Source organism: Parageobacillus galactosidasius (assembly GCF_002217735.1).
Taxonomy (GTDB): Bacteria; Bacillota; Bacilli; order Bacillales; family Anoxybacillaceae; genus Parageobacillus_B; species Parageobacillus_B toebii.
The window spans coordinates 296,968-321,374 of record NZ_NDYL01000001.1 but is presented as its reverse complement, the minus strand read 5'-3'; the positions used below and the strand labels follow the sequence as shown (position 1 = coordinate 321,374).

20 protein-coding genes, 2 rRNA genes and 1 riboswitch are annotated in these 24,407 nt (G+C 46.8%); of the genes, 3 read left to right on the top strand and 19 right to left on the bottom strand.

Features of this window, described 5'->3' with window-relative positions:
- Positions 1-10: 10 nt before the first annotated feature.
- The 5 genes from pcrA to B9L23_RS01745 form a co-directional block, all read right to left on the bottom strand.
- On the bottom strand, positions 11-2,209 hold the full coding sequence (pcrA, locus tag B9L23_RS01765; RefSeq protein ID WP_089096764.1) for a DNA helicase PcrA: 2,199 nt from the start codon (positions 2,207-2,209) through the stop codon (positions 11-13).
- Positions 2,210-2,269: 60 nt separating this feature from the next.
- Entirely contained in the window at positions 2,270-2,956 is a 687-nt protein-coding gene (gene pcrB / locus B9L23_RS01760) for a heptaprenylglyceryl phosphate synthase (protein WP_089096763.1), read from the bottom strand.
- Positions 2,957-3,049: 93 nt separating this feature from the next.
- Complete coding sequence (locus tag B9L23_RS01755) at positions 3,050-3,385, bottom strand: YerC/YecD family TrpR-related protein (RefSeq protein WP_062755932.1); 336 nt, start codon at positions 3,383-3,385, stop codon at positions 3,050-3,052.
- A 13-nt stretch (positions 3,386-3,398) separates the two neighbouring features.
- A complete protein-coding gene (locus B9L23_RS01750) occupies positions 3,399-4,358 on the bottom strand; it encodes a DUF3048 domain-containing protein (RefSeq protein ID WP_089097459.1) in 960 nt (319 codons plus the stop codon).
- A gap of 73 nt (positions 4,359-4,431) precedes the next feature.
- Positions 4,432-6,177 (bottom strand): adenine deaminase C-terminal domain-containing protein, encoded by a 1,746-nt coding sequence (locus tag B9L23_RS01745; protein ID WP_089096762.1) that lies wholly within the window; start codon positions 6,175-6,177, stop codon positions 4,432-4,434.
- 93 nt (positions 6,178-6,270) lie between these two features.
- Between B9L23_RS01745 and B9L23_RS01740 the strand changes: the two genes are divergently transcribed.
- Together B9L23_RS01740 and B9L23_RS21490 are read left to right on the top strand one after the other, a co-directional pair.
- A complete protein-coding gene (locus tag B9L23_RS01740; RefSeq protein ID WP_089097458.1) occupies positions 6,271-6,516 on the top strand; it encodes a YgaP family membrane protein in 246 nt (81 codons plus the stop codon).
- A 50-nt stretch (positions 6,517-6,566) separates the two neighbouring features.
- Positions 6,567-6,671 carry an EYxxD motif small membrane protein gene (locus B9L23_RS21490; RefSeq protein ID WP_328267490.1) on the top strand — a complete coding sequence of 35 codons (105 nt, stop codon included), beginning with the start codon at positions 6,567-6,569 and terminating at the stop codon, positions 6,669-6,671.
- On the opposite strand, the gene purD is transcribed toward B9L23_RS21490, so the two are convergent.
- The 12 genes from purD to purE all read right to left on the bottom strand — a co-directional run bounded on the left by purD (position 6,634) and on the right by purE (position 19,358).
- Entirely contained in the window at positions 6,634-7,917 is a 1,284-nt protein-coding gene (gene purD / locus B9L23_RS01735) for a phosphoribosylamine--glycine ligase (RefSeq protein ID WP_062755936.1), read from the bottom strand. The genes B9L23_RS21490 and purD overlap by 38 nt on opposite strands.
- A 15-nt stretch (positions 7,918-7,932) precedes the next feature.
- Positions 7,933-9,471, bottom strand: coding sequence for a bifunctional phosphoribosylaminoimidazolecarboxamide formyltransferase/IMP cyclohydrolase (gene purH, locus B9L23_RS01730; protein WP_089096761.1), 1,539 nt, complete (start codon positions 9,469-9,471; stop codon positions 7,933-7,935).
- Positions 9,471-10,055 carry a phosphoribosylglycinamide formyltransferase gene (gene purN, locus B9L23_RS01725; RefSeq protein ID WP_012749008.1) on the bottom strand — a complete coding sequence of 195 codons (585 nt, stop codon included), beginning with the start codon at positions 10,053-10,055 and terminating at the stop codon, positions 9,471-9,473. The genes purH and purN overlap by 1 nt, the downstream gene beginning before the upstream one ends.
- Positions 10,052-11,092 carry a phosphoribosylformylglycinamidine cyclo-ligase gene (gene purM / locus B9L23_RS01720; RefSeq protein ID WP_089096760.1) on the bottom strand — a complete coding sequence of 347 codons (1,041 nt, stop codon included), beginning with the start codon at positions 11,090-11,092 and terminating at the stop codon, positions 10,052-10,054. The genes purN and purM overlap by 4 nt, the downstream gene beginning before the upstream one ends.
- Positions 11,093-11,108: 16 nt before the next feature.
- Positions 11,109-12,521: an amidophosphoribosyltransferase gene (purF, locus tag B9L23_RS01715; protein WP_089096759.1), complete on the bottom strand. Its 1,413-nt coding sequence runs from the start codon at positions 12,519-12,521 to the stop codon at positions 11,109-11,111.
- The gene (purL, locus tag B9L23_RS01710) at positions 12,497-14,725 is read right to left on the bottom strand and encodes a phosphoribosylformylglycinamidine synthase subunit PurL (RefSeq protein ID WP_089096758.1); all 2,229 of its coding nucleotides are present in this window, start codon (positions 14,723-14,725) and stop codon (positions 12,497-12,499) included. The genes purF and purL overlap by 25 nt, the downstream gene beginning before the upstream one ends.
- The gene (gene purQ, locus B9L23_RS01705) at positions 14,709-15,395 is read right to left on the bottom strand and encodes a phosphoribosylformylglycinamidine synthase subunit PurQ (protein WP_012749004.1); all 687 of its coding nucleotides are present in this window, start codon (positions 15,393-15,395) and stop codon (positions 14,709-14,711) included. Before purQ ends, purL begins: the two co-directional genes overlap by 17 nt.
- The gene (purS, locus tag B9L23_RS01700) at positions 15,392-15,646 is read right to left on the bottom strand and encodes a phosphoribosylformylglycinamidine synthase subunit PurS (RefSeq protein WP_012749003.1); all 255 of its coding nucleotides are present in this window, start codon (positions 15,644-15,646) and stop codon (positions 15,392-15,394) included. Before purS ends, purQ begins: the two co-directional genes overlap by 4 nt.
- Positions 15,634-16,362 (bottom strand): phosphoribosylaminoimidazolesuccinocarboxamide synthase, encoded by a 729-nt coding sequence (gene purC, locus B9L23_RS01695; protein WP_089096757.1) that lies wholly within the window; start codon positions 16,360-16,362, stop codon positions 15,634-15,636. The genes purS and purC overlap by 13 nt, the downstream gene beginning before the upstream one ends.
- A gap of 77 nt (positions 16,363-16,439) precedes the next feature.
- On the bottom strand, positions 16,440-17,735 hold the full coding sequence (purB, locus tag B9L23_RS01690) for an adenylosuccinate lyase (protein ID WP_062678387.1): 1,296 nt from the start codon (positions 17,733-17,735) through the stop codon (positions 16,440-16,442).
- Positions 17,732-18,886 carry a 5-(carboxyamino)imidazole ribonucleotide synthase gene (gene purK / locus B9L23_RS01685; RefSeq protein ID WP_211278788.1) on the bottom strand — a complete coding sequence of 385 codons (1,155 nt, stop codon included), beginning with the start codon at positions 18,884-18,886 and terminating at the stop codon, positions 17,732-17,734. Before purK ends, purB begins: the two co-directional genes overlap by 4 nt.
- Positions 18,870-19,358, bottom strand: a complete 489-nt coding sequence (gene purE / locus B9L23_RS01680) for a 5-(carboxyamino)imidazole ribonucleotide mutase (protein ID WP_012748999.1) — start codon at positions 19,356-19,358, stop codon at positions 18,870-18,872. The genes purK and purE overlap by 17 nt, the downstream gene beginning before the upstream one ends.
- A gap of 115 nt (positions 19,359-19,473) precedes the next feature.
- Positions 19,474-19,575, bottom strand: a riboswitch (purine riboswitch).
- A 148-nt stretch (positions 19,576-19,723) separates the two neighbouring features.
- On the opposite strand from purE, the gene B9L23_RS01675 reads away from it, so the two are divergent.
- Positions 19,724-20,161, top strand: a complete 438-nt coding sequence (locus tag B9L23_RS01675; protein WP_012748998.1) for an Hsp20/alpha crystallin family protein — start codon at positions 19,724-19,726, stop codon at positions 20,159-20,161.
- 368 nt (positions 20,162-20,529) lie between these two features.
- Here B9L23_RS01675 and rrf read toward each other — a convergent pair.
- A 5S ribosomal RNA gene (rrf, locus tag B9L23_RS01670) occupies positions 20,530-20,646 on the bottom strand.
- Positions 20,647-20,865: 219 nt separating this feature from the next.
- A 23S ribosomal RNA gene (locus B9L23_RS20695) occupies positions 20,866-23,202 on the bottom strand.
- Between the last annotated feature and the right edge of the window lie 1,205 nt (positions 23,203-24,407).

Sequence of the window (24,407 nt, the reverse complement as noted above, 5' to 3'; positions counted from 1 at the left end):
TCCCCTTTCTTTACACCTTTGTAATCGGAGCGAATTTCGCAAGCAACCGTTTAATTCCAACCGGGCTTGGGAACGCGATGTCAAGCTCTTTATCCTCTCCTTCTCCGCGAACGCTGACAACGGTGCCGATTCCCCATTTTTTATGTTCGACTTTATCTCCAACTTTCCAAGGGATCGCTTCTCCGCCAGTAGAAGAGGCGATTGCGATTTTACGGACAGTCGTTTGTTTTCCCGCCGCGGCCGATGTCCATGACGTTCGTTTGTTTACTCGTTCCACTAGCTCTTCTGGAATTTCGCGAATAAAACGGGATACCGGATTTATATTTGTATATCCAAACAATGTCCGCATTTGCGCGCTCGTTAAAAACAGCTCTTCTTCCGCGCGGGTGATCCCGACGTAAGCGAGGCGACGTTCTTCTTCCATCTCATCTTCATCGTCAAGTGAACGGCTATGAGGAAAAATCCCTTCTTCCATCCCGATTAAAAAGACAACCGGAAATTCCAGCCCTTTTGCCGAATGGAGCGTCATTAACACTACCGCATCCTGGTCTTCACCGTTCATTTCATTTAGCTGGTCAATATCAGAAATTAATGCCAAGTCGGTTAAAAACGCAATTAACGACTTATCTTCGCTTACATTTTCAAAATGCTTCGTCACCGACAAAAACTCATCGATGTTTTCTAAACGGCTTTGCGCCTCCAGCGTGTTTTCCGCTTTCAGCATCTCGCGGTAACCAGACTTGTCCAACACTTCTTCGACTAGTTCTGTGACAGAAACATATTCTTGCAGCTGCCCCCATTGTTCAAGCATGCGGCGAAATTCAAGCAAGGAAGCGGCGATGCGCGCAGAGAGCCCAATATGCTCAAGTTCGCCGAGCGCTTCGAATACCGATAATTCGTTTTCAGAAGCATAGCTTACGATTTTATCGATCGAGGAAACACCGATGCCGCGTTTCGGCACATTAATGATGCGCAGCAAACTAATATCATCATTCGGGTTTGCAATCACCCGCAAATATGCCAAAACATCTTTAATTTCTTTACGGTCATAGAACTTCAAACCGCCGACAATTTGGTAAGGAATGTTCGACTTCAAAAGCACTTCTTCCATGACCCGCGATTGAGCGTTCGTGCGATATAAAATGGCAAAATCAGAATATCGGCGTTTTCCGCTGTCCACATATTCTTTTATTTTACCAACAACAAATTGCGCTTCATCCGATTCGTTCATCGCTTCGTAATAGACGATTTTTTGTCCTTCCGGGTTTTCCGTCCATAGTTTTTTCGGCTTACGGTTCACGTTGTGTTCAATGACTTCGTTTGCCGCTTGCAAAATCCGCTTGGTGGAGCGATAGTTTTGCTCAAGCAAGATGACTTTCGCGTTCGGATAATCTTTTTCAAACGATAAAATGTTTTGAATATCGGCTCCGCGCCAGCGATAAATCGACTGATCCGCATCACCGACAACACATATGTTTTTAAAACGCGACGCAAGCATTTTGACAAGCACATATTGCGCCCGGTTTGTATCTTGATACTCGTCAATATGAATGTATTGAAATTTATATTGATAATGTTCCAACACTTCCGGCACACGCTCAAACAATTGAATGGTCGTCATAATTAAGTCGTCAAAATCGAGCGCATGGTTGCGCAAAAGCCGCTTCTGATATTCTTCGTATACGTCGCTGACGATTTTTTCATAGTAGCTGCTCACCTTTTTCGCGAACTTTTCAGGGGTGAGCAATTCATTTTTCGCATTGCTGATCGTGCCGAGTATCGCGCGTGGATCAAATTTTTTCGGATCGATGTTTTTTTCTTTTAAAATATTTTTTAAAACAGAGAGTTGGTCGGTCGTATCTAAAATGGAAAAATTGCGGTCAATGCCGATGCGATCAATATCGCGGCGCAAAATGCGGACACACATGGAGTGAAACGTGGAAATCCAAATTTCCTCGGCTGCTCCGCCAAGAAGTCCCTGCACGCGTTCCTTCATTTCACGCGCCGCCTTATTTGTAAATGTAATCGCTAAAATATTCCACGGTGCGACGCGTTTTTCCGCCATTAGATAAGCGATCCGATGCGTCAATACACGCGTTTTCCCGCTCCCCGCCCCCGCCATAATGAGAAGCGGCCCTTCCGTCGTCTTTACCGCTGCTTGTTGCTGTTCATTTAAGTTAGCGAGTAATTTTTCCGACAAAAAATTCATATTGATCACCACCAGAAAACATATGTTCTATTTTACACCACTTTTTTCATATCGACAAATTTACTGTTTCACTGCTTTTACGGTCGCAAGCGCCTTTTTTATATCTTCGTAAATGACATTGCCTACGACGATCGTGTCAGCATATTGTGCCATTTCTTTTGCCTGTTTTTCCGTTTCGATTCCGCCGCCGTAAAACAATTGCGTTTGTTTCAACACTTGTTTTACGCGCTGTACTAGCTCAGGATTTCCGTATGAACCGCTATATTCTAAATAAAAAATTGGCAGCCGATACATATGCTCCGCTATGCGCGCATATGCAACAACATCATCTTCTTGAAGTTCCGTATTCGCATCCGTAAGCATTGCTGCTTTGCAATTTTTATGTAAGATGCAATACCCTTCCATAAAAATTTCATCCCAGTTCATTATGTCGCCAAATTGTTTTACCGCTTCATGATGCAAATCGATAATCCATTTCTTTTCGCGGCTGTTTAATACCATTGGGACAAAATAAAAATCAAATCCCGGTGTCACTGACTCAAGATTTGATATTTCCAGGACACATGGAACGGAAAAACGGCGGATTCGCGCCAAAAGCTCCAGGACGTTTTCCAATGTGACATCGTCCGTTCCGCCGACAATGACTGCATCTGTTCCTGATTCACAAATGTGTTCAAGCTGTTCGTCACTAATTTCTTTGTTTGGATCTAACTTAAACACATGACGCCATTGGCGAATATCGTACATATAGAAAACCCTCCATTGATTTATCCATTTTTTCATTATAACAAATCGGCAAAAAGAAAAGGAGTTCCTTTTCTTTGGAAGGAATCTCCTTGCTTACTTCTGTTGTGCGTTATTTGCTTCTTCGGAATGTTGTTTCTCTTCTTCTTTAATGCGGTCTAACGCCATCGCATAAGCGTCGTTTCCATAGTTTAAACAACGTTTCACGCGTGAAATCGTCGCGGTGCTCGCTCCTGTTTCCGTTTCGATTTTATGATACGTATATCCCTCGCGAAGCATACGCGCTACTTCTAGGCGCTGTGCTAGCGATTGAATTTCATTGACCGTGCATAAATCGTCAAAAAAGCGGTAGCACTCCTCTAAGTCACGCAGGGAAAGAATCGCTTTAAACAGCTGGTCCACTTCCCTGCCGCGTAATTTATCGATTTGCATAACATCTCCTCCTTTACCATTTTACTATGTTTAAGTCCGGAACAACATTGATCCACGTTTTGCCTGGCATAAAGCCGACTGGTGCTCCATTTTCATATGGCAAAATGCGCCCGTTCACATTTTCCCATTCGATTTGTTTGACGATTCCGTTTTGAAATAAATATCCGCTTCCGCCAGAAACTAGATCAATACTGCGTCGCCCCGATGAATCGATAACATTATGTTTCGCCGCAATAACCAATACGTTTTGAATTTGGATAGGATCATGCGTATCATAATCAATGGTTTGTTCGCCCGCACTATAGCGGAAATAGCTTTTTTGATCCGGCGCATATTTGTACTGCACTTGAGCATAGCCACGGTGAGAATAAATAATGTCGATTTTGTCCGCCTGTTCTCCTTTCGGGGCATCGATGCGAAACGGGAGCGGATCGATATGATCTTGAAGCAAATATCCTTTCTCAGCCGCTCCCTTTTTGATATTGGCAAACGTAATATATGAATTATGCGGCGCTGTTCGAAAGGAAACACGCTTAAACAACGTTCCATCATAGAACAAACCGTTTAAATAATCGGTTGTCCCTGATTCCAGCATCGCTTTTGCCTCTGGACTCCAACCGTGGCAAACGTAAAGCGCATGATAACCATTGCTAAGCTCGATATAGTAGTCGCGCGCACTGCGCACAGGGCCTACTTTTTTCGGAAATTCGCTTTGATATAACGCTAAAAGCCGTGTAATATCCCCTTCAGCGAGCACCTCATAAACGATATCTGCCTTTTGTAGTCCTGACTGCGGCCGCGCTTTTGGATGATTGTTCACCATTACCGCAATAACGCGATGGTTCACCGCCCCTTCCGCTGGCAGCCCGGTTAGCGGAAATACTTGCTGTGTGGAAATGTTCTGGTGTTTTGGCGTTTCCACGGGCGACGGATTCGGCTGAGGTGCTTTTACTTCATGCATACAACCGCCCATGAAAAGGCATAGTGCACTAAATAAAATAAGCCAACGTTTTCTCAACAGCCACACAACCTTTTTCTTTTCTATTTTAACGCATTATCGGCGGAAAGAGTACTGTTTTGTTCATTACATCATAAATTCCCCGTTGTGTAATACGCACATACGGCAAATGTGTCGATTGTAAAAAGAATAGCGAATAAATTGGGTCCACAAAACGATATCCGCGCTGTTTTAATAATTCAACGAACTTTTTCTCCTCATCGATCAACTCTTCTACGCTTTGTTTCGACATCATGCCATGGAGAGATAGCGGAATTTCATGAATGATTTCACCATTTTCCACTAATACAATTCCGCCGCCGATTTCACACATTCGTTGGAAAGCAAGAAACATATCCTTCTTGCTTTTTCCGATTAAAATAATATCCCCTGTAGTCGAATAGGAGCTAACAAGTCCGCGGACATTCGTAGCAAACCCTTTCAATATTGTATTGACACGCCATTTCCCATGGCGATCCATCAGTGCTAAAAAGCTTTCATCATGATCGGTGGACAGTTCGTCACGAGAAGTATCGATCGAAATAGAATATGGCTTCATAATCACCGTGTTTTCCATATACATTCCTATTGGCATCGAAAATTGTAAATCATCCATTGTTAAATGCCAGGATAAGCGAAGCGGCTCCATTCCATAGTCGCTCCACGAGATCGATGGCCATGTAATCGAGTCTTCTCCTTCTCGCTTTACCCATTGTCCTTTTGCAAGCACTTGCACAGGGGTTGGGTCTTCTTTCGCACGCAAAAAGTTAATGTTTGCTATTCTTCCTGTCGCAATGCTTCCGTGAAGGTGCTCTATTCCGTAATGGCGAGCGACGTTCACCGTAGCCATATTGTATGCGTCAATAACAGGAATACCATGCTCCAACGCAATGCGAATCAAGCGGTCCATGACTCCTTCTTCATAAAACGATGGCGGCGATCCGTCCGTCGTGAGAATCAACTTATCATACTGATGAATGCCAAGTTCCTTTATTTCTTGTAAAAGCATCGGTAAATCTGGTCGAATGGACGAATGGCGTAATGACACGGTATATCCGTGCAAAAGCCGCATATATACTTCTTTGCCTGTCATCGCTTCATGATCGCTATCAGCACCAAGAAGCATCATTTTTGTAAGCGTTTTCTCAGAAGCACCAGGAAAATGCCCTTCAATTTTTCGTCTTAACCGCTTTGCTTCTTGAATCCAATGAAGTATCAGATCATCCCCAGCAAGAAGCTTCGGCCAGCCTGTTAGCTCGCCACCTTGCAATACCGTTTCCTGTTCCAGCCACCGCTTTACTCTGGCGTTGGATAACTGTTCTTCTTCTTTCTCCAGCTCCGTCTGTCCATCCAATCGACACCACCAGTACATCGATGACGGAAGCGCATTCATTTTCTTTAAAAAAGAAAAGGCTTGATCATCTGATAAGTGCAACAAAAAGAATAAATTATCGTTAATCAATGTTGTCGTTCCATATTTCGATGCATAGTGCGCAAACGAATGGGGATTATATAATTGAAATGGATGTGCATGTGGTTCAATATAACCAGGAACTAATATATAACCGCTGCAATCGATGATTTCACATTGATCATCGACCCGATCGGGAAACCGTTCCCCGACATACACAATTCGATCATTGTATATCCAAATATTTCCTTTCAACCATTCACGAAAATACGAATGTAAATAAGTCGCGTTCGTTAACACTTTTGTCGGTGATTTTTTTCCATCAATAATCGCAACATGTTCACGCAATTCGTAACTTTTCCAACGATAACGTTGTTCGCTCATCTATATCTCGTCCCCTTTTTTCCTAATCATGCCATGTAATCATTTTACCGCATTAAAGTCGCTTTCACAATGAAAAAGGAGGGAAAAATGGAGATGGCTAATATCGGTATCGTCAATGCGCTCATTCGTATTACTTTTGGTTTGACCATGCTTGCATGGGCAACGGCAAAAATGACAAGACGGCCTTGGTGCGCTTCTTATCTCATTGTTGCGCTGCTTGCCGCAATGAAAGTAGGAGAAGGGATTACACATTTTTGTCCAATGACCGCTTTATTTGAAAATAATCGCCGTGAGCAATCGATACGTATAAAAGATGAAACGATGTTCAATCCTACTTAAAAAAGAGACTGGCGCTTGATGACGCCAGTCTTTCCGAAGGAGTGTTCGAAATGTTACTCGAATATATAACAGATATGTCATTTGTACTTGCATCCCTCATCGGCGGTATTATTGCTCTTACATTTGTGTACGTGCGGAAAAAGCGCGTTCGATAGCTTTATTTCCAATGTCGCGGCGATAAAACAGCTGATCGCATGTAATATACGAAATTCGCTCATATACCGTTTGTTGTGCTTGCTTTAGCGTCTCCCCTTTCGCCGCAACAAGCAACACGCGTCCTCCGTTTGTGCATAACGCGCCGTTTTCCATCATCGTTCCCGCGTGGAACAACAGTGCGCTTTCTCCTAACTGTTCCCATCCTTTAATAACTGCCCCGCGCTCGTATTTTCCTGGATAACCTTTCGCTGCTAAGACAACGCCAATCACTGCTTCTTCTGACCATGTAAGCTCTATTTCACGGTCCGCAAGCAAGTCCAAAATCACTTGAATCAAATCGTTTTGTAAACGCGGCAAAACGACTTGCGCTTCCGGGTCGCCAAAGCGTGCGTTAAACTCGATGACTTTTGGTCCTTGTTTTGTTGCCATTAATCCAGCGTACAGCACGCCGGTAAACGGCCTGCCTTCCGCGGCCATCGCTTTCGCCATCGGCTTGATAATTTGCGAAAGCGCCGCATCGATCGTTTGTGCTGAAATTTGCGGTACAGGAGAGTATGCCCCCATTCCGCCTGTATTTGGTCCTTGATCATTGTCATATGCCCGCTTATGATCTTGGGCAATGACCATCGGATAAACGCGCTCTCCATGGACAAACGCCATGAACGAAAATTCTTCGCCCTCCAAATATTCTTCAATTACTACTTGCTTGCTCGCTTCGCCGAATCGTTTTTCGACCATCATCGCGCTTAGTGCTTCCATTGCTTCCGGCAGCGTCGCAGCAACGATAACCCCTTTTCCTGCCGCTAATCCGTCCGCTTTAATGACAATCGGCGCTCCTTTTTTCTCGACATACGCTTTTGCTTCTTCATACGAAGTGAAAGTTGCATGTTCCGCCGTTGGAATGCCGTACTTTTTCATCATCTCTTTCGCGAACGCCTTGCTTCCTTCGATCAATGCCGCTTCTTTGCGTGGCCCGAAAATGCGCAGCCCTTCCTCCACAAAACGGTCGACAATACCGGCAAGCAACGGGGCTTCCGGACCGACGATAGTAAGATCGATACCCTCTTGTTTTGCAAACTGAACAAGCGCTTCGACATCCTGCTCATCAATCGAAACGAGCTCGGCGACTTGAGCGATCCCCGGATTGCCTGGGGCGGCATATAACCTACTTACGAGCGGGCTTTGCGCGGCTTTCCAGGCAATCGCATGCTCCCTGCCGCCGCGTCCGATAATAAGCACTTTCATGTTATTCCCTCCAACTTAATGTTTAAAATGGCGGATTCCTGTAAAGACCATGGCAATTCCGTATTCATCTGCTTTTTTGATCGAATCGGCGTCGCGAATCGAGCCGCCTGGCTGGATGATTGCTGTGATTCCTGCTTTCGCTGCCGCCTCCACCGTATCATCCATTGGGAAAAACGCGTCAGAGGCAAGCACGGCTCCTTTTGCTTTTTCCCCTGCTTGTTCAATCGCAATTTTCGCCGCGCCGACGCGATTCATTTGACCGGCACCAACGCCGATAGTCATTCCGTCTTTTGCAAGCACGATCGCGTTCGATTTCACATGTTTCACCACTTTCCATGCAAACCGCAACGCTTCCCATTCTTGTTCCGTCGGCTCGCGTTTCGTTACAACTTTAATCTCCGCGTCATCGAGCGTATGCGTATCCGTTTCTTGAACAAGCAATCCGCCTTGTACGGAAACAAGCAGCTTCTCTTTCGTGTTTGGCGCCGTGAAATCAACGGTAAGAAGGCGAATGTTTTTCTTTTGTGTTAAAATATCGAGCGCTTCTTTGCTAAACGATGGGGCAATCACGATTTCTAAAAAGATTTCATGCATTTTTTCGGCGGTTTCTTTATCGACCTCGCGGTTTAAGGCGATAATGCCGCCAAAAATCGAGGTTGGATCCGCTTCGTACGCTTTGGTGAACGCTTCGTAAATCGTTGCGCCAGTACCGACACCGCACGGATTCATATGCTTCACCGCCACCGCGGCTGGTTCGGTAAATTCTTTGACGATTTGCAATGCCGCATTCGCATCGTTAATGTTGTTATATGACAATTCTTTTCCATGCAGCTGCATTGCTTGGGCAATCGAGAAAGATGCGCCTAACGGTTTTTTGTAAAACGCCGCAGTTTGGTGAGGGTTTTCCCCATAACGCAACGCTTGTTTTTTCTCGAAAGTGATCGTCAATGATTCCGGATACTCTTCTCCAGTTTTATTCGTTAAGTACTCGGCAATCATCGCATCGTACGCAGCTGTATGGCGAAATACTTTTGCCGCAAGCTTTAATTTCGTTTCTGCCGAGACATCTCCGTGTTCTTTTAGTTCTTGCACTACCGTATCATAGTCGGCCGGGTCAACGACAACCGTCACATATTGATGGTTTTTCGCCGCCGCCCGCAGCATCGTCGGGCCGCCAATATCAATGTTTTCGATCGCTTCGGCAAACGTCACATCGCTTTTGGCGATCGTTTGTTGAAACGGGTACAAATTGACGACAACAAGGTCAATTGGGGTAATGTGATGCTCGCGAAGCTCGCTTTGATGGCGCTCATTGTCGCGAATCGCAAGAAGTCCCCCATGGATCATCGGATGCAATGTTTTGACGCGCCCATCTAAAATTTCCGGAAATCCGGTAACATCAGAAATGCCTATGACAGGAACTCCCGCTTCTTCTAACGTTTTTTTCGTTCCGCCTGTTGAAATAATTTCCACACCGAGTTCCACTAACTGTTTCGCCAATGATACGATTCCTTCTTTGTTCGATACACTTAATAATGCCCGTTTTACTGCCATTATTCTCGATCCTTTCTATCATGTTCGAGTAATGTTTTTAATACAGCTGGATATAGCTCATGTTCCACTTCATGAATGCGCTCCTCTAGCTGTGCTAGCGATTCTCCTTCGTGAATGGCAATCGCGCGTTGAGCAATGATTGGTCCTGTATCCATTCCTTCATCAACATAATGGATCGTCACACCAGTTATTTTCACTCCTGCGCGGTACGCCTGCCCAATCGCATCTTTTCCCGGGAACGCCGGCAACAGCGAAGGATGAATATTGACGATTTTCCCTTCATATGCATCAAGCAATGTTGGACCAATGAGCCGCATATAACCGGCAAGAGCGATAAATTCGATCTCGTGTTTTCGCAACTCAGCTAAAATCGCTTGTTCAAATTCGGCTTTTGAGTCGTAATCTTTCGGAGAAAAAACGAACGTAGGGATTCGCTCCCGCTCCGCCCGTTCAATCACTTTCGCTCCCGGCTTGTCGCATACTAATAACGCTACTCTTGCTGGCACGATCCCTTTTTTCACCGCGTCGACAATCGCTTGAAAATTCGTTCCGCTGCCGGAAGCAAATATGGCGATATTTTTCATGACATCGCCCCTCCGGCAAACGAAACGCCTTCTCCTTGTTTCACGCGGCCGATTAAATACGCTTTCTCACCAAGTTCTTCTAAGCGTGCGATCACTGGATGAATCATTTCACTATCTACCGCCAGCACCATGCCAATACCCATATTAAAAATCGAAAACATATCACGGCGAAGAAGGTTTCCTTTTTCTTGCAGGAGGTCAAAAATCGGCGGAATCGGCCACGAACCGTAATCAATTTCCGCACCTAATCCTTTCGGAAGCATACGTGGAATGTTTTCGATAAAACCGCCGCCAGTAATATGCGCCATTCCTTTGATTTCAAATTGTTTCATCACGTTAAGCAACGGTTTTACATAAATGCGCGTCGGTTTTAATAGTTCTTCTCCTAATGGAACACTAAGCGGTTCATAGACGCGATCAAGCGCAAGTTTCGCCTGCTCGAAAACGATGCGGCGAACGAGCGAATAGCCGTTGCTATGAATGCCGTTTGATGCAAGTCCGATGAGAGCATCTCCCGCTTGAATGGCACTGCCGGTAACAAGCTTCGACTTTTCGGCAATACCGACCGCAAAGCCGGCAACATCATATTCATTTTCGTCATACATTCCCGGCATTTCCGCCGTTTCTCCCCCAATAAGAGCACAGCCGGCCTCGACGCAGCCGTCCGCGATTCCTTTGACAATTTGCGCGATTTTTTCCGGTATTGCTTTGCCGCACGCGATATAGTCAAGGAAAAAGAGCGGCTCTGCTCCTTGCACAACGATATCGTTGACACACATTGCCACACAATCGATTCCAATCGTATCATGGCAGTCCATCATAAACGCGATTTTTAGTTTTGTCCCCACTCCGTCCGTCCCGGAAATAAGCACCGGTTCGCGATAGCCGAGTGAAGATAAATCGAACATCCCGCCAAAACCGCCTAATCCGCTGAGCACTTCAGGGCGCATTGTTTTTTGCACATGCTGCTTCATCAAGGAGACCGCCTTATACCCTGCTTCAATATCCACACCCGCTTGTTTATATGCTTCTGCCACGTCGAGTCCCCCTTTTTTACTTTGTTGCCATAAACAGCGACCGCGCTTTATGAATATCTGTCGGATAGTTTCCGGTAAAACATGCCATACATTGCCCACGTAATGGTAGATGAGGAGAGCGCCCAATCGCTTCTAACAGCCCTTCCTGACTTAAAAACGCCAAGGAATCTGCTCCGATGATTTGGCGGATTTCTTCTACCGTATAATTAGACGCAATCAATTCCTCTTTTGTGGATGTATCAATCCCGTAAAAACAAGGATGAGTGATCGGCGGCGAGCTGATGCGGACATGCACTTCCGTCGCTCCTGCTTCGCGAAGCATCGCAACAATGCGTTTGCTTGTCGTGCCGCGCACGATCGAATCATCAACCATGACGACGCGTTTTTCCGCGACAACGCCGCGTACCGGGGAAAGTTTCATTTTTACTCCTTGTTCGCGAAGTGACTGGGACGGCTGAATAAATGTACGTCCGACATATCGGTTTTTAATGAGCCCAAGCTCATAAGGAATACCCGTGGCTTCCGCGTAACCAATCGCAACGGAAATGCTTGAATCAGGCACGCCGGTGACAATGTCCGCTTCCACCGGAGCTTCAAGCGCCAGGCGTTTCCCCAGATTTTTTCTTGCTGTATGAATGTTGATGCCATCGACATTGCTGTCTGGACGAGCAAAATAAATGTATTCCATGCTGCAAATCGAACGTGATTGCGCTTGTGCAAATCGTTCAGAACGCATTCCTTCCGCGCTGATGATGATTAGCTCTCCCGGTTCCACTTCCCGTTCATATGTCGCGCCAACGACATCAAACGCGCACGTTTCGGAAGCGATAACATATGCATTGCCAAGCCGCCCAATGGAAAGCGGGCGGAACCCATGCGGGTCGAGCGCCACGTACAACGCTGTTTCCGTCAATAGCAGGAAAGCGAACGCTCCTTCAACATACGTGAGCGCTTCTTTAATTTGCTCTTTGAATGTCGGCGCATGGCTGCGGCGAATGAGATGAGCAAATACTTCCGTATCCGATGTCGTTTGGAAAATGCTACCTTGCTCCTCCAGCTGAAGCTTTAAGTCCATCGCGTTGACGAGATTGCCGTTATGTGCAAGCGCAATGCTTCCGGTTTGCGAACGGAACAGAAGCGGCTGAACGTTTTCATAGCCGCCTCCTCCCGCGGTTGAATAACGAACATGACCGATGGCGGCCGATCCTTTTAGCGCTTGAAGCTCTCCGTTGCTGAACACTTCGGTAACAAGCCCTAATCCTTTATGTCCTTGCAACATTCCTTGATGGGCGACAACAATTCCCGCTCCTTCTTGTCCGCGATGCTGAAGACTATGCAAACCGTAATATGTTATTTGCGCCGCATTTTCGTGTCCCCAAATGCCGAAAACACCACACTCTTCGTTCAATCCTTTGATTTCAGCAAGCATGGAATAGCTCCTTTCCAAACGCTTCTCATTTGCTCGACTGAAAGCTGGATGACAACTTCTCCGCTCGCTCGTTCAACAAGAAGCGTGCCATCGTTTGTTACTTCGCCAATAAGCTTCGCTTCCACAAGCTTTTCAAACTTTTCTTGATTTTCTTTTTTCACGGAAACGATGAAACGAGATTGTGTTTCACTAAATAATTGAGACGTTATATCCCCGTCCACTGTTACTTTCGCGCCAAGGCCGTTTGTGCTCATCACGCATTCCGCCAGAGCGACCGCAAAACCGCCTTCTGCGATATCGTGCGCGGATGCGACGACTCCTGCTTGAATCGCCGTCAGCAATTCTTGCTGCCGCTTTGCTTCCGTTGCTAAATCAATTTCCGGTGCTTTTCCAAAAATGCGGCCTTCTAGCAATTTTTGCAGCTCGCTTCCGCCGAACTCCTGCTTCGCTTCCCCAATCACATAAATGAGATCGCCTGCTTGTTGAAACGCTTGTGTAGTAATATGACGAATGTCCTCCACGAGTCCAACCATGCCGATAACAGGTGTCGGATAAATGGCTTCTCCATTTGTTTCGTTATATAAAGAAACGTTTCCACTAATGACTGGAGTTCCTAACACTCGGCAAACTTCGCTCATTCCGTCAACGGCTTTTTCTAGCTGCCAAAAAATTTCTGGTTTCTCTGGATTGCCGAAATTTAAGCAGTCTGTAATCGCCAGCGGTTTCGCTCCTGAACAGACAATGTTTCGCGCCGCTTCCGCCACGGCGATTTTTCCGCCCGTTTCTGGATCTAAATAAATGTAGCGCGAGTTGCAATCGGTCGTCATCGCCAGCGCCTTGTTCGTGCCGCGGATGCGCAAGACCGCAGCGTCCGATCCTGGGGCAACGACCGTATTTGTCCGCACCATGTAATCGTATTGTTGATACACCCATTCTTTGCTTGCAATCGTTGGCTGGGCTAATAACGAAAGCAGCGTTTCTTCATAGTTGGAAACAGCCGGAACATACGGTTCCATCGCTTGAAATTCGCGATAATATGCTGGTTCTTTCGACGGTTTATGGTATACTGGCGCATCTTTGGCTAAGGCGTCGACCGGGATTTCGGCGACGACTTCCCCATGAAAATAAAGGCGGAGCATTTTGTCATCGGTCACTTTGCCAATCGCTTTCGCTTCGAGCCCATATTTTGCAAACAACTCATAAATTTCTTGCTCGCGTCCTTGTTTGACGACAAGCAGCATCCGTTCTTGCGATTCGGACAGCATCATTTCATACGGAGTCATGCCTGCCTCGCGCTGTGGAACAAGATCTAAGTTCATCTCGATGCCAAAACCGCCTTTGCTCGCCATTTCCGCCGAAGAACTCGTCAAGCCCGCCGCTCCCATATCTTGAATGCCAACAAGCGCATCGGATTTTACTACTTCCAAGCACGCTTCAAGCAATAACTTTTCCATAAATGGATCGCCGACTTGAACAGCCGGTCGTTTCGCTTCTGATTGCTCGGTCAATTCCTCGGAAGCGAACGTCGCTCCATGAATGCCGTCGCGTCCTGTTTTTGCTCCGACGTACATGACCGTATTCCCTACACCCGATGCGATTCCACGCTGGATGTCTTCATGACGGATGATGCCGACACACATGGCGTTAACGAGCGGATTTCCTTCATAAGCCGCATCAAATTGCACTTCGCCGCCAACGGTTGGAATGCCGACGCAATTGCCGTACCCAGCGATTCCCGCAACGACATGCTCAAATAAATATTTTACGCGCGGAGAAGTCAATTCCCCGAACCGAAGCGAGTTTAACAAAGCGATAGGGCGCGCTCCCATCGAAAATACATCACGGATGATCCCGCCGACACCAGTCGCCGCTCCTTGATACGGTTCAATGGCGGACGGATGATTATGGCTTTCGATTTTAAACGCCACCGCCAGCCCATCACCGATGTCAACGATGCCCGCTCCTTCCCCTGGACCTTGAAGCACATGTTTTCCTTCCGTCGGAAACTTTTTTAGTACAGGTTTAGAATTTTTATAGCTGCAATGTTCTGACCACATGACCGAGAAAATTCCCGTTTCTGTATAGTTTGGAAGACGTCCAAGAATTTTCTCGATCATCGCGAACTCTTCATCCGTTAATCCCATTTCCCGATACAGTTTTTCTTCTTTAATCATTGTTGGGGTTGGCTCAAGCAGTAACGACATGTGTTTCCCTCCAATATTTCACGATCGATTGAAACAATTTTAATCCGTCAGCGCTGCCAAGAAGCGAATCAACAGCTCGCTCCGGATGCGGCATCATTCCAAGTACGTTCCCTTTTTCATTGACAATTCCAGCGATGTCGTCCAAGCTTCCATTTGGGTTTTCCCCATGATAGCGAAAGACGATTTGCCGATTTTCGATCAGCCGCTTCAGTGTTTGCTCATCACAGTAATAATTGCCTTCACCGTGGGCGATTGGAATCGTAATCACTTCCCCTTGTTTGTAAGCGGACGTAAACATCGTTTCGTTATTTTCGACTCTTAATGAAACCGGACGGCAAATAAATTTCAAACTGTTATTGCGGCGCATCGCTCCTGGAAGCAGTCCTGCTTCTAGCAAAATTTGAAACCCGTTGCATACGCCTAGCACCGGCTTTCCTTCATCTGCCGCTTTTTTCACTGCTTTCATGACATTGGAAAAGCGAGCGATCGCTCCGGAGCGAAGATAATCTCCATAGGAAAATCCTCCTGGAAGCAAAATGGCGTCAAATCGATCAAGGTTTTCCGCATCATGCCATACATATTCCACTTCTTCTCCTAATTCATCGGCAATCGCATGATACATATCGACGTCACAGTTGGAACCTGGAAACACAATGACCGCGAATTTCACTGTACGACTACCTCCTCAATTTCATAGCGGTAGTCTTCAATCACTGTATTCGCTAGAAGCTTTTCGCACATTTCGCGAACAAGGACATCAATATCACGCTCGCTTTTTTCGATGACAAGCTCCATAAATTTTCCGATTCGTACATCCTGCACTTCCTTATAAGACAAGCTATGGAGCGCTCCCTTCACCGCCGTTCCTTGCGGGTCTAGCACACTTTCTCGTAACGTAACATATACTTTTACTTTGTACATGCTGATTCTCCCCCTAATCGTTGTAAAATCGTTTCATAGGCATCCGTTAAGCTTCCTAAATCACGGCGAAATACGTCTTTATCAAGCTTTTCGTTCGTTTCCATATCCCACAAACGGCAAGTGTCTGGGGAAATTTCATCGGCAAGCAAAATCGCTCCTTCTGCATCAACGCCAAACTCTAATTTAAAATCAATTAATCTCACACGGCAGTCTGCGAAATGTTTCGTTAATACGTCATTCACTTTTAAAGCTAGTTCCTTCAAAACAGCAATTTGTTCTGAGGTAGCCAGCTTTAAAATCGCGATGTGATCTTCTAATAAGAGAGGATCACCGAGGTCATCGTTTTTGTAATAAAATTCAATGAGAGGCTTTTCCAAGTGGGTTCCTTCTGGGATACCAAGCCGTTTTGCTAGACTCCCAGCAACAACATTGCGGACAACCACTTCTAGAGGAATAATCGTCACTTTCTTGACAAGCTGCTCCGTAGCAGATAATTTTTGAATAAAATGATTTGGAATTCCTGCTTCACAAAGCTTTGAAAATAATACACTTGTAATTTCGTTATTAAGACGCCCTTTCCCCGCAATCGTCGCTTTCTTTTCCCCGTTAAACGCAGTGGCGCTATCTTTATACTCGACCCATAATACGTTCGCATCATCAGTCATATACACTTTTTTCGCTTTTCCTTCATATAGCAATGCCAGCTTTTTGACCATCAAAAAGGCCCCCTAATCCAGAATATTGGGAATTTTTTTAGTTGTACATCGGCAAGGGATTCCTTGCCGATATATCATTACGACAATCCTAACCGTTCAAAAATCGTATCCACATGCTTTAAGTGATAGTGATAATCAAAACAGTCATCGATTTGTTCTTTCGTTAAACGGCTTGTAATCCGCTCATCCGCTTCAATGAGCGAACGGAACGGCACTTGTTTTTCCCATGCCTCCATCGCTTTTGGCTGCACTAAGTCGTACGCTTCTTCGCGCGTCATGCCGGCATCAATTAACGAGAGCAATACGCGCTGCGAATAAATAAGCCCTAATGTGCGATCCATATTTTTCTTCATGTTTTCCGGATAGACTTTCAAGTTTTTCACGATGTTCGTAAAGCGATTTAGCATATAGTTCAACGCGATCGTCGCATCCGGCAAAATGATGCGCTCAGCAGAAGAATGGGAAATATCACGCTCATGCCAAAGAGGCACGTTTTCATAGGCCGTTAACATATAACCGCGAAGAACGCGCGACATTCCTGTCATATTTTCCGAACCGATCGGATTGCGTTTGTGCGGCATCGCCGAAGAACCTTTTTGACCTTTGGCGAAAAACTCTTCCACTTCGCGTACTTCGCTTTTTTGCAAACCACGAATTTCAACAGCGAATTTTTCAATCGACGTCGCAATGAGCGCCAACGTCGCCATATAATACGCGTGGCGGTCGCGCTGCAACGTTTGTGTGGAAATCAATGCTGGTTTTAACCCGAGTTTTTCGCATACGTATTGTTCAACAAACGGATCAATATTTGCATACGTTCCAACCGCACCGGAAATTTTCCCGACGCGCACCGTTTCCGCCGCTTGTTTAAAACGTTCTAAATTACGTTGCATCTCCGCATACCAAAGCGCCATTTTAAGACCGAATGTCGTCGGTTCGGCGTGAACGCCGTGCGTGCGCCCCATCATCACCGTATATTTATGTTCCTGCGCTTTTTCTTTCAATACTTGAATAAAGTTTTCTAAATCTCTCAACAAAATCTCGTTCGCCTGTTTTAACAAATACGATAACGCTGTGTCAACGACATCGGTAGACGTTAAACCGTAATGCACCCATTTTCGCTCTTCGCCTAGCGTTTCCGAAACCGCGCGCGTAAAAGCAACCACATCATGGCGCGTTTCTTCCTCAATTTCTTTGATACGCTGAATATCAAACGATGCATTTTTGCGGATAAGCTCGACGTCTTCTTTTGGAATTACCCCAAGCTCCGCCCATGCCTCACAAGCTAAAATTTCAACTTCAAGCCATGCTTTGAAACGGTTTTCTTCCGTCCAAATCGCTCCCATTTCCGGTCTTGTGTAACGTTCAATCATACGTGTTCCAGCCTCCGATCATTCCAAATTTGCCATGAATCAATCATTTTAAGTGCTGCATTGACATCTTCCGCGAGCACCGTTACGTGCCCCATTTTTCTTTTCGGTTTTGCTTCTTTTTTGCCGTAAAGATGAAGGTGAACGTGGCTTAGTTTTTCGATATTCTGAAGGATTGGTTCCATATGCTCACCTAAAATGTTCACCATCACGGCTGGTTTTAGCAGCTCTGTGCTTCCTAACGGCCAGTTGCAGATGGCACGGACATGCTGCTCAAATTGAGATGTCACACAAGCATTAATTGTATAATGACCTGAGTTGTGCGGTCTAGGGGCAAGCTCATTAATATAAATATCCCCTTCTTTTGTTAAAAACATTTCAACCGCTAACGTTCCGACGAGCCCAAAATAGCCAGCGAGCGTTTCCGCATAACGAACCGCTTTTTGCGCTATGTGCCCGGAAATTCGTGCTGGAACAATCGTTTCGTGCAAAATATTATCGACATGAATATTTTCCGCGACCGGAAATACGGCCATCTCCCCAAGTCCATTTCTTGTTACGATAACGGAAATTTCTTTATCAAACGAAAGCCAGCGTTCTAATACACAAGGGCCAACCGCTAATAAGGATAGCGCTTCCTTGACATCTTCTTTGTTGCGGATGACGAATTGTCCTTTGCCGTCATAGCCGCCGCGGCGTGTTTTGAGTACACAAGGAAGACCGACCGTTTCAATGGCCGAAACCAGCTCCTCTTTGGATTGCACTTCGACGTACGGTGCAACAGGAAGTCCCGCATCTGTAATCGCCTTTTTCTCCATCGCACGGTCTTGCGTAATGGCAAGCAGCTTGCTTCCTTGCGGCACATACGCGTATTCCACGAGCCAATTTAAAGCATTCGCATCAATATTTTCAAATTCGTACGTAATGACATCACTCACCGCAGCAAGCTTTCGAATTGCTTCAAGATCGTTATATTCTGCCGTAATCTCGATATCCGCCACTTGGCCACATGGAGAATCTGGGGTTGGATCAAGAACGGCAATGCGAAATCCCATTTCTCTCGCAGCGATTGCCATCATCCGCCCAAGTTGTCCACCGCCAATAATTCCAATCGTTTGTCCAGGAATGATTTGTCGATTACACAAGTTGATCACTGCTTTCCATTACTTGTTTTCTTATCGTTTCCCTGCGTTTTTTTAGCGCCTCCATGTACTGCGGGTAATGAATGCCTAACATCGAGGCTGCTAAAAGCCCCGCGTTTGTAGCTCCCGCTTTGCCGATGGCGACCGTCGCCACTGGTACACCTCCCGGCATTTGTACAATGGACAAAAGCGAGTCTAATCCGTTTAACGCTTTTGACTGCACTGGCACACCAATCACCGGCAGCGTCGTTTTAGCAGCAACCATCCCTGGTAAATGCGCCGCTCCCCCTGCTCCGGCAATAATGACTTTAATTCCTCTTTCTTCCGCCGTCTCCGCATACTCAAACATGTAATCTGGCGTTCGATGGGCGGAAACTACTTTTTTTTCAAACGGAATTTGTAATTCTTCTAATATATCGCAAGCATATTTCATTGTCTCCCAATCCGATTGACTTCCCATAATCACACCAACAAGCGGCTGCATGTGGCATTCACCTCTTTGATTCTCTTCATATAAAAAACCAGAACGAACGTTCCCTCTATTGATAAGGGAAAGCATCGTTCTGGGCATACCTCGGCTATAAGGTGACGAAAAAAGCCAATACGATCCTTTCCCTCATAGTCCAATAATTTACGGTTATTGGGTAGAGACTTTTGGGCCATATTCCCAAAATTATATGAGGGTGATTCACTTTATGAAGTTACTATTATCTTACCAACCTTTTTCAGAAGATGTCAATATAAAATCGAACATTTAATTTATTTATACTATTAATGTTCGTGTTTTCTATTCATTCTCACAAAACGGTATAGAAAACATATGATGAAATAGCGGAGGAGGGAGTTGCCGTGAAGTCAAACCCGTTTAACTCGTTTCCCGAATGGACAAAACAATGGGAACAGTTTTTTCAAGGAGATTTTTGGGGGAGTTTCCAATCATTCTTACCGACAACGAAAAAGCAATCTGGCATGAATATATACAAAAAGGATAACGAGCTATTAATCGTTGTCAGTTTACCGGGATTAGAAAAAATGGAAGATGTTGAACTTTATGTGTACTATAAAACATTAGAAATTAAAGCAAATATTAATTTGCAATTCAAAGGGTTCGAATTAATCGAAGAAGGAATTTTTCAAGGAGAATGGGAAACAACGATCCCGCTTCCCTTTGCAGTAAAGGAAGATCGAATTGAGGCAACATATCACAATGGTCTATTGTTTATTCATCTTCATCGCCTAATCCCTGATGGGACAAAAAAGAAAATCGAAATCAAAAAAGGAGAATAGTTTTTTACATTCGACATGTTTTCAACTACCGTAAAAGCGCAATAAAAACATGATCATTCAAAAACAAACCAATCATTGGTAAGAAAATATGTATGATAAAAATGGGTTACAGTACATCGCTTTCCCTGCAAGTGATCACTCCTTTCTCCTTCTAAATATAAAAAAGGGAGGGTGTCCACAAATTTTTGGGACACCCTCTTTTCACAGCTTCCGTTTCCTATACTAAATCAAAAAGGGGGTCTAGGAAACGATGATAACGCTTCTAGTTTTGGGGGAGAGGATTTAAATGGCGTCATTAAAAACTCAATGGTTTTATATAAGCTGAGCAAAAAAATTAGAGAACTTGTCAGCTCTCTAATTTTTTGCCTGCCTAGCAACGACCTACTCTTGCAGGGGCGCTGGCCCCAACTACCATCGGCGCTGGAGAGCTTAACTTCCGTGTTCGGGATGGGAACGGGTGTTTCCTCTCCGCTATTGTCACTAGGCAAGCACTTCAATTGGCCACATATTATTATATTCCAATCATCACGTTTGTCAAGAGGGATTTCGTTCCCTCAAAACTAGATAACCGTCTGTTTGGAAGAAGCCGTTTTGCATAGGCGGCTTCCGCTTTTCCGTTGTCTAGCTCCGGTGCCTAGCTCTCTTGCGCCAAATAACCTTCTCCCTTGAGGTGCAAGCACCTCTACGGGCGAAGAACATTTCGCTTGGTTAAGTCCTCGATCGATTAGTATCCGTCAGCTCCACGTGTCGCCACGCTTCCACCTCGGACCTATCGACCTCGTCATCTTCGAGGGATCTTACTCGCTTGACGCGATGGGAAATCTCATCTTGAGGGGGGCTTCACGCTTAGATGCTTTCAGCGCTTATCCCTTCCGCACATAGCTACCCAGCGGTGCCCCTGGCGGGACAACTGGTACACCAGCGGTGCGTCCATCCCGGTCCTCTCGTACTAAGGACAGCTCCTCTCAAATTTCCTGCGCCCGCGACGGATAGGGACCGAACTGTCTCACGACGTTCTGAACCCAGCTCGCGTACCGCTTTAATGGGCGAACAGCCCAACCCTTGGGACCGACTACAGCCCCAGGATGCGATGAGCCGACATCGAGGTGCCAAACCTCCCCGTCGATGTGGACTCTTGGGGGAGATCAGCCTGTTATCCCCGGGGTAGCTTTTATCCGTTGAGCGATGGCCCTTCCATACGGAACCACCGGATCACTAAGCCCGACTTTCGTCCCTGCTCGACCTGTCCGTCTCGCAGTCAAGCTCCCTTGTGCCTTTGCACTCTACGAATGATTTCCAACCATTCTGAGGGAACCTTTGGGCGCCTCCGTTACCTTTTGGGAGGCGACCGCCCCAGTCAAACTGCCCACCTGACACTGTCTCCCACCCCGATAAGGGGTGCGGGTTAGAATTTCAATACCGCCAGGGTGGTATCCCACCGGCGCCTCCACCGAAGCTGGCGCTCCGGCTTCTCAGGCTCCCACCTATCCTGTACAAGCGATACCAAAATTCCATATCAGGCTGCAGTAAAGCTCCACGGGGTCTTTCCGTCCTGTCGCGGGTAACCTGCATCTTCACAGGTAGTATGATTTCACCGGGTCTCTCGTTGAGACAGTGCCCAAGTCGTTACACCTTTCGTGCGGGTCGGAACTTACCCGACAAGGAATTTCGCTACCTTAGGACCGTTATAGTTACGGCCGCCGTTTACTGGGGCTTCGGTTCGCACCTTCAGCCTTGCGGCTTAAGCGCTCCCCTTAACCTTCCAGCACCGGGCAGGTGTCAGCCCCTATACTTCGCCTTTCGGCTTCGCAGAGACCTGTGTTTTTGGTAAACAGTCGCTTGGGCCTTTTCACTGCGGCTCTCTCGGGCTCATCACCCAAGAGAGCACCCCTTCTCCCGAAGTTACGGGGTCATTTTGCCGAGTTCCTTAACGAGAGTTCTCCCGCGCACCTTAGGATTCTCTCCTCGCCTACCTGTGTCGGTTTGCGGTACGGGCACCTCTCACCTCGCTAGAGGCTTTTCTTGGCAGTGTAGGATCGGGGACTTCGGGACCGATGGTCCCTTCGCCATCACGGCTCAGCCTTTGCGCCAGACGGATTTGCCTATCTGGCAGCCTAACCGCTTGGACAGGCTATTCCAGCAGCCTGCTCGCCCTACCTTCCTGCGTCCCCCCATTGCTCAAACGGTGAGGAGGTGGTACAGGAATCTCAACCTGTTGCCCATCACCTACGCCTTTCGGCCTCGGCTTAGGTCCCGACTAACCCTGAGCGGACGAACCTTCCTCAGGAAACCTTAGGCTTTCGGTGCAGAGGATTCTCACCTCTGTTTTCGCTACTCACACCGGCATTCTCACTTCTAAGCGCTCCACGAGTCCTTCCGGTCCCGCTTCGGCGCGCTTAGAACGCTCCCCTACCGATGACCAATGGTCATCCCACAGCTTCGGTGGCACGTTTAGCCCCGGTACATTTTCGGCGCAGAGTCACTCGACCAGTGAGCTATTACGCACTCTTTAAATGATGGCTGCTTCTAAGCCAACATCCTGGTTGTCTGGGCAACTCCACATCCTTTTCCACTTAACGTGCACTTTGGGACCTTAGCTGGTGGTCTGGGCTGTTTCCCTCTCGACCACGGATCTTATCACTCGTAGTCTGACTCCCAAGGATAAGTCGTTGGCATTCGGAGTTTGACTGAGTTCGGTAACCCGATGAGGGCCCCTAGCTCAATCAGTGCTCTACCTCCAAGACTCTTCCCTTGAGGCTAGCCCTAAAGCTATTTCGGGGAGAACCAGCTATCTCCAGGTTCGATTGGCATTTCACCCCTACCCACACCTCATCCCCGCACTTTTCAACGTACGTGGGTTCGGGCCTCCAGTAGGTGTTACCCTACCTTCACCCTGGACATGGGTAGATCACCTGGTTTCGGGTCTACGACTCTCCGGATCAACGCTTGCTTACAGCTCCCCGAAGCGTTTCGGCGTTTGCCCCGTCCTTCATCGGCTCCTAGTGCCAAGGCATCCACCGTGCGCCCTTTCTAACTTAACCATGCGAAAACAGCTTCATGCTTGCCGCCTTCGCTTCTCGGCTTCTTCCACTGTCTAGCTTCGGCGCCTAGCTCTCTTGTGCCAAATAACCTTCCCCCTCGAAGTACAAGCACTTCTGTGGGTGAAGAACATTTGGCTTCGAGAGCTAATCGCGGCGCCTCCGCTTTTCTTCTCGGTTATCTAGTTTTCAAGGAACGAAGCTACTACTTTGAGTTCGCTTCTCTGCAGCTTTGTGCCGAGGAACCTAACTCCCTCGAACCTGCTTGTAGACGCAGGCACAAGACTGCTTCTGACACAAAGCCTCTGTTTTGAAAGAACATTAAACATGCTCCCTCAAAACTGAACAAACCCGAAGCGTCCTTCGCCTTTCTGCTGTCTAGCTCCAGCGCCTAGCTCTCTTGTGCCAAATAACCTTCCCCCTCGAAGTGCAAGCACTTCAGCGGGTGAAGAACATTTGGCTTCGAGAGCTGATCGCGGCACTTCCGCTTTTCGTATCATCCTTAGAAAGGAGGTGATCCAGCCGCACCTTCCGGTACGGCTACCTTGTTACGACTTCACCCCAATCACTTGCCCCACCTTCGGCGGCTGGCTCCCTTACGGGTTACCTCACCGACTTCGGGTGTTAGCGTTTCGGCGTTTGCCCCGTCCTTCATCGGCTCCTAGTGCCAAGGCATCCACCGTGCGCCCTTTCTAACTTAACCATGCGAAAACAGCTTCATGCTTGCCGCCTTCGCTTCTCGGCTTCTTCCTTCCGGTTATCTAGTTTTCAAGGAACGAAGCTACTACTTTGAGTTCGCTTCTCTGCAGCTTTGTGCCGAGGAACCTAACTCCCTCGAACCTGCTTGTAGACGCAGGCACAAGACTGCTTCTGACACAAAGTCCTTCATCGGCTCCTAGTGCCAAGGCATCCACCGTGCGCCCTTTCTAACTTAACCATGCGAAAACAGCTTCATGCTTGCCGCCTTCGCTTCTCGGCTTCTTCCTATGTCTAGCTTCGGCGCCTAGCTCTCTTGTGCCAAATAACCTTCCCCCTCGAAGTGCAAGCACTTCTGCGGGTGAAGAACATTTGGCTTCGAGAGCTAACCGCGGCGCCTCCGCTTTTCTTTTCGGTTATCTAGTTTTCAAGGAACGAAGCTACTACTTTGAGTTCGCTTCTTTGCAGCTTTGTGCCGAGGAACCTAACTTCCTCGAACCTGCTTGTAGACG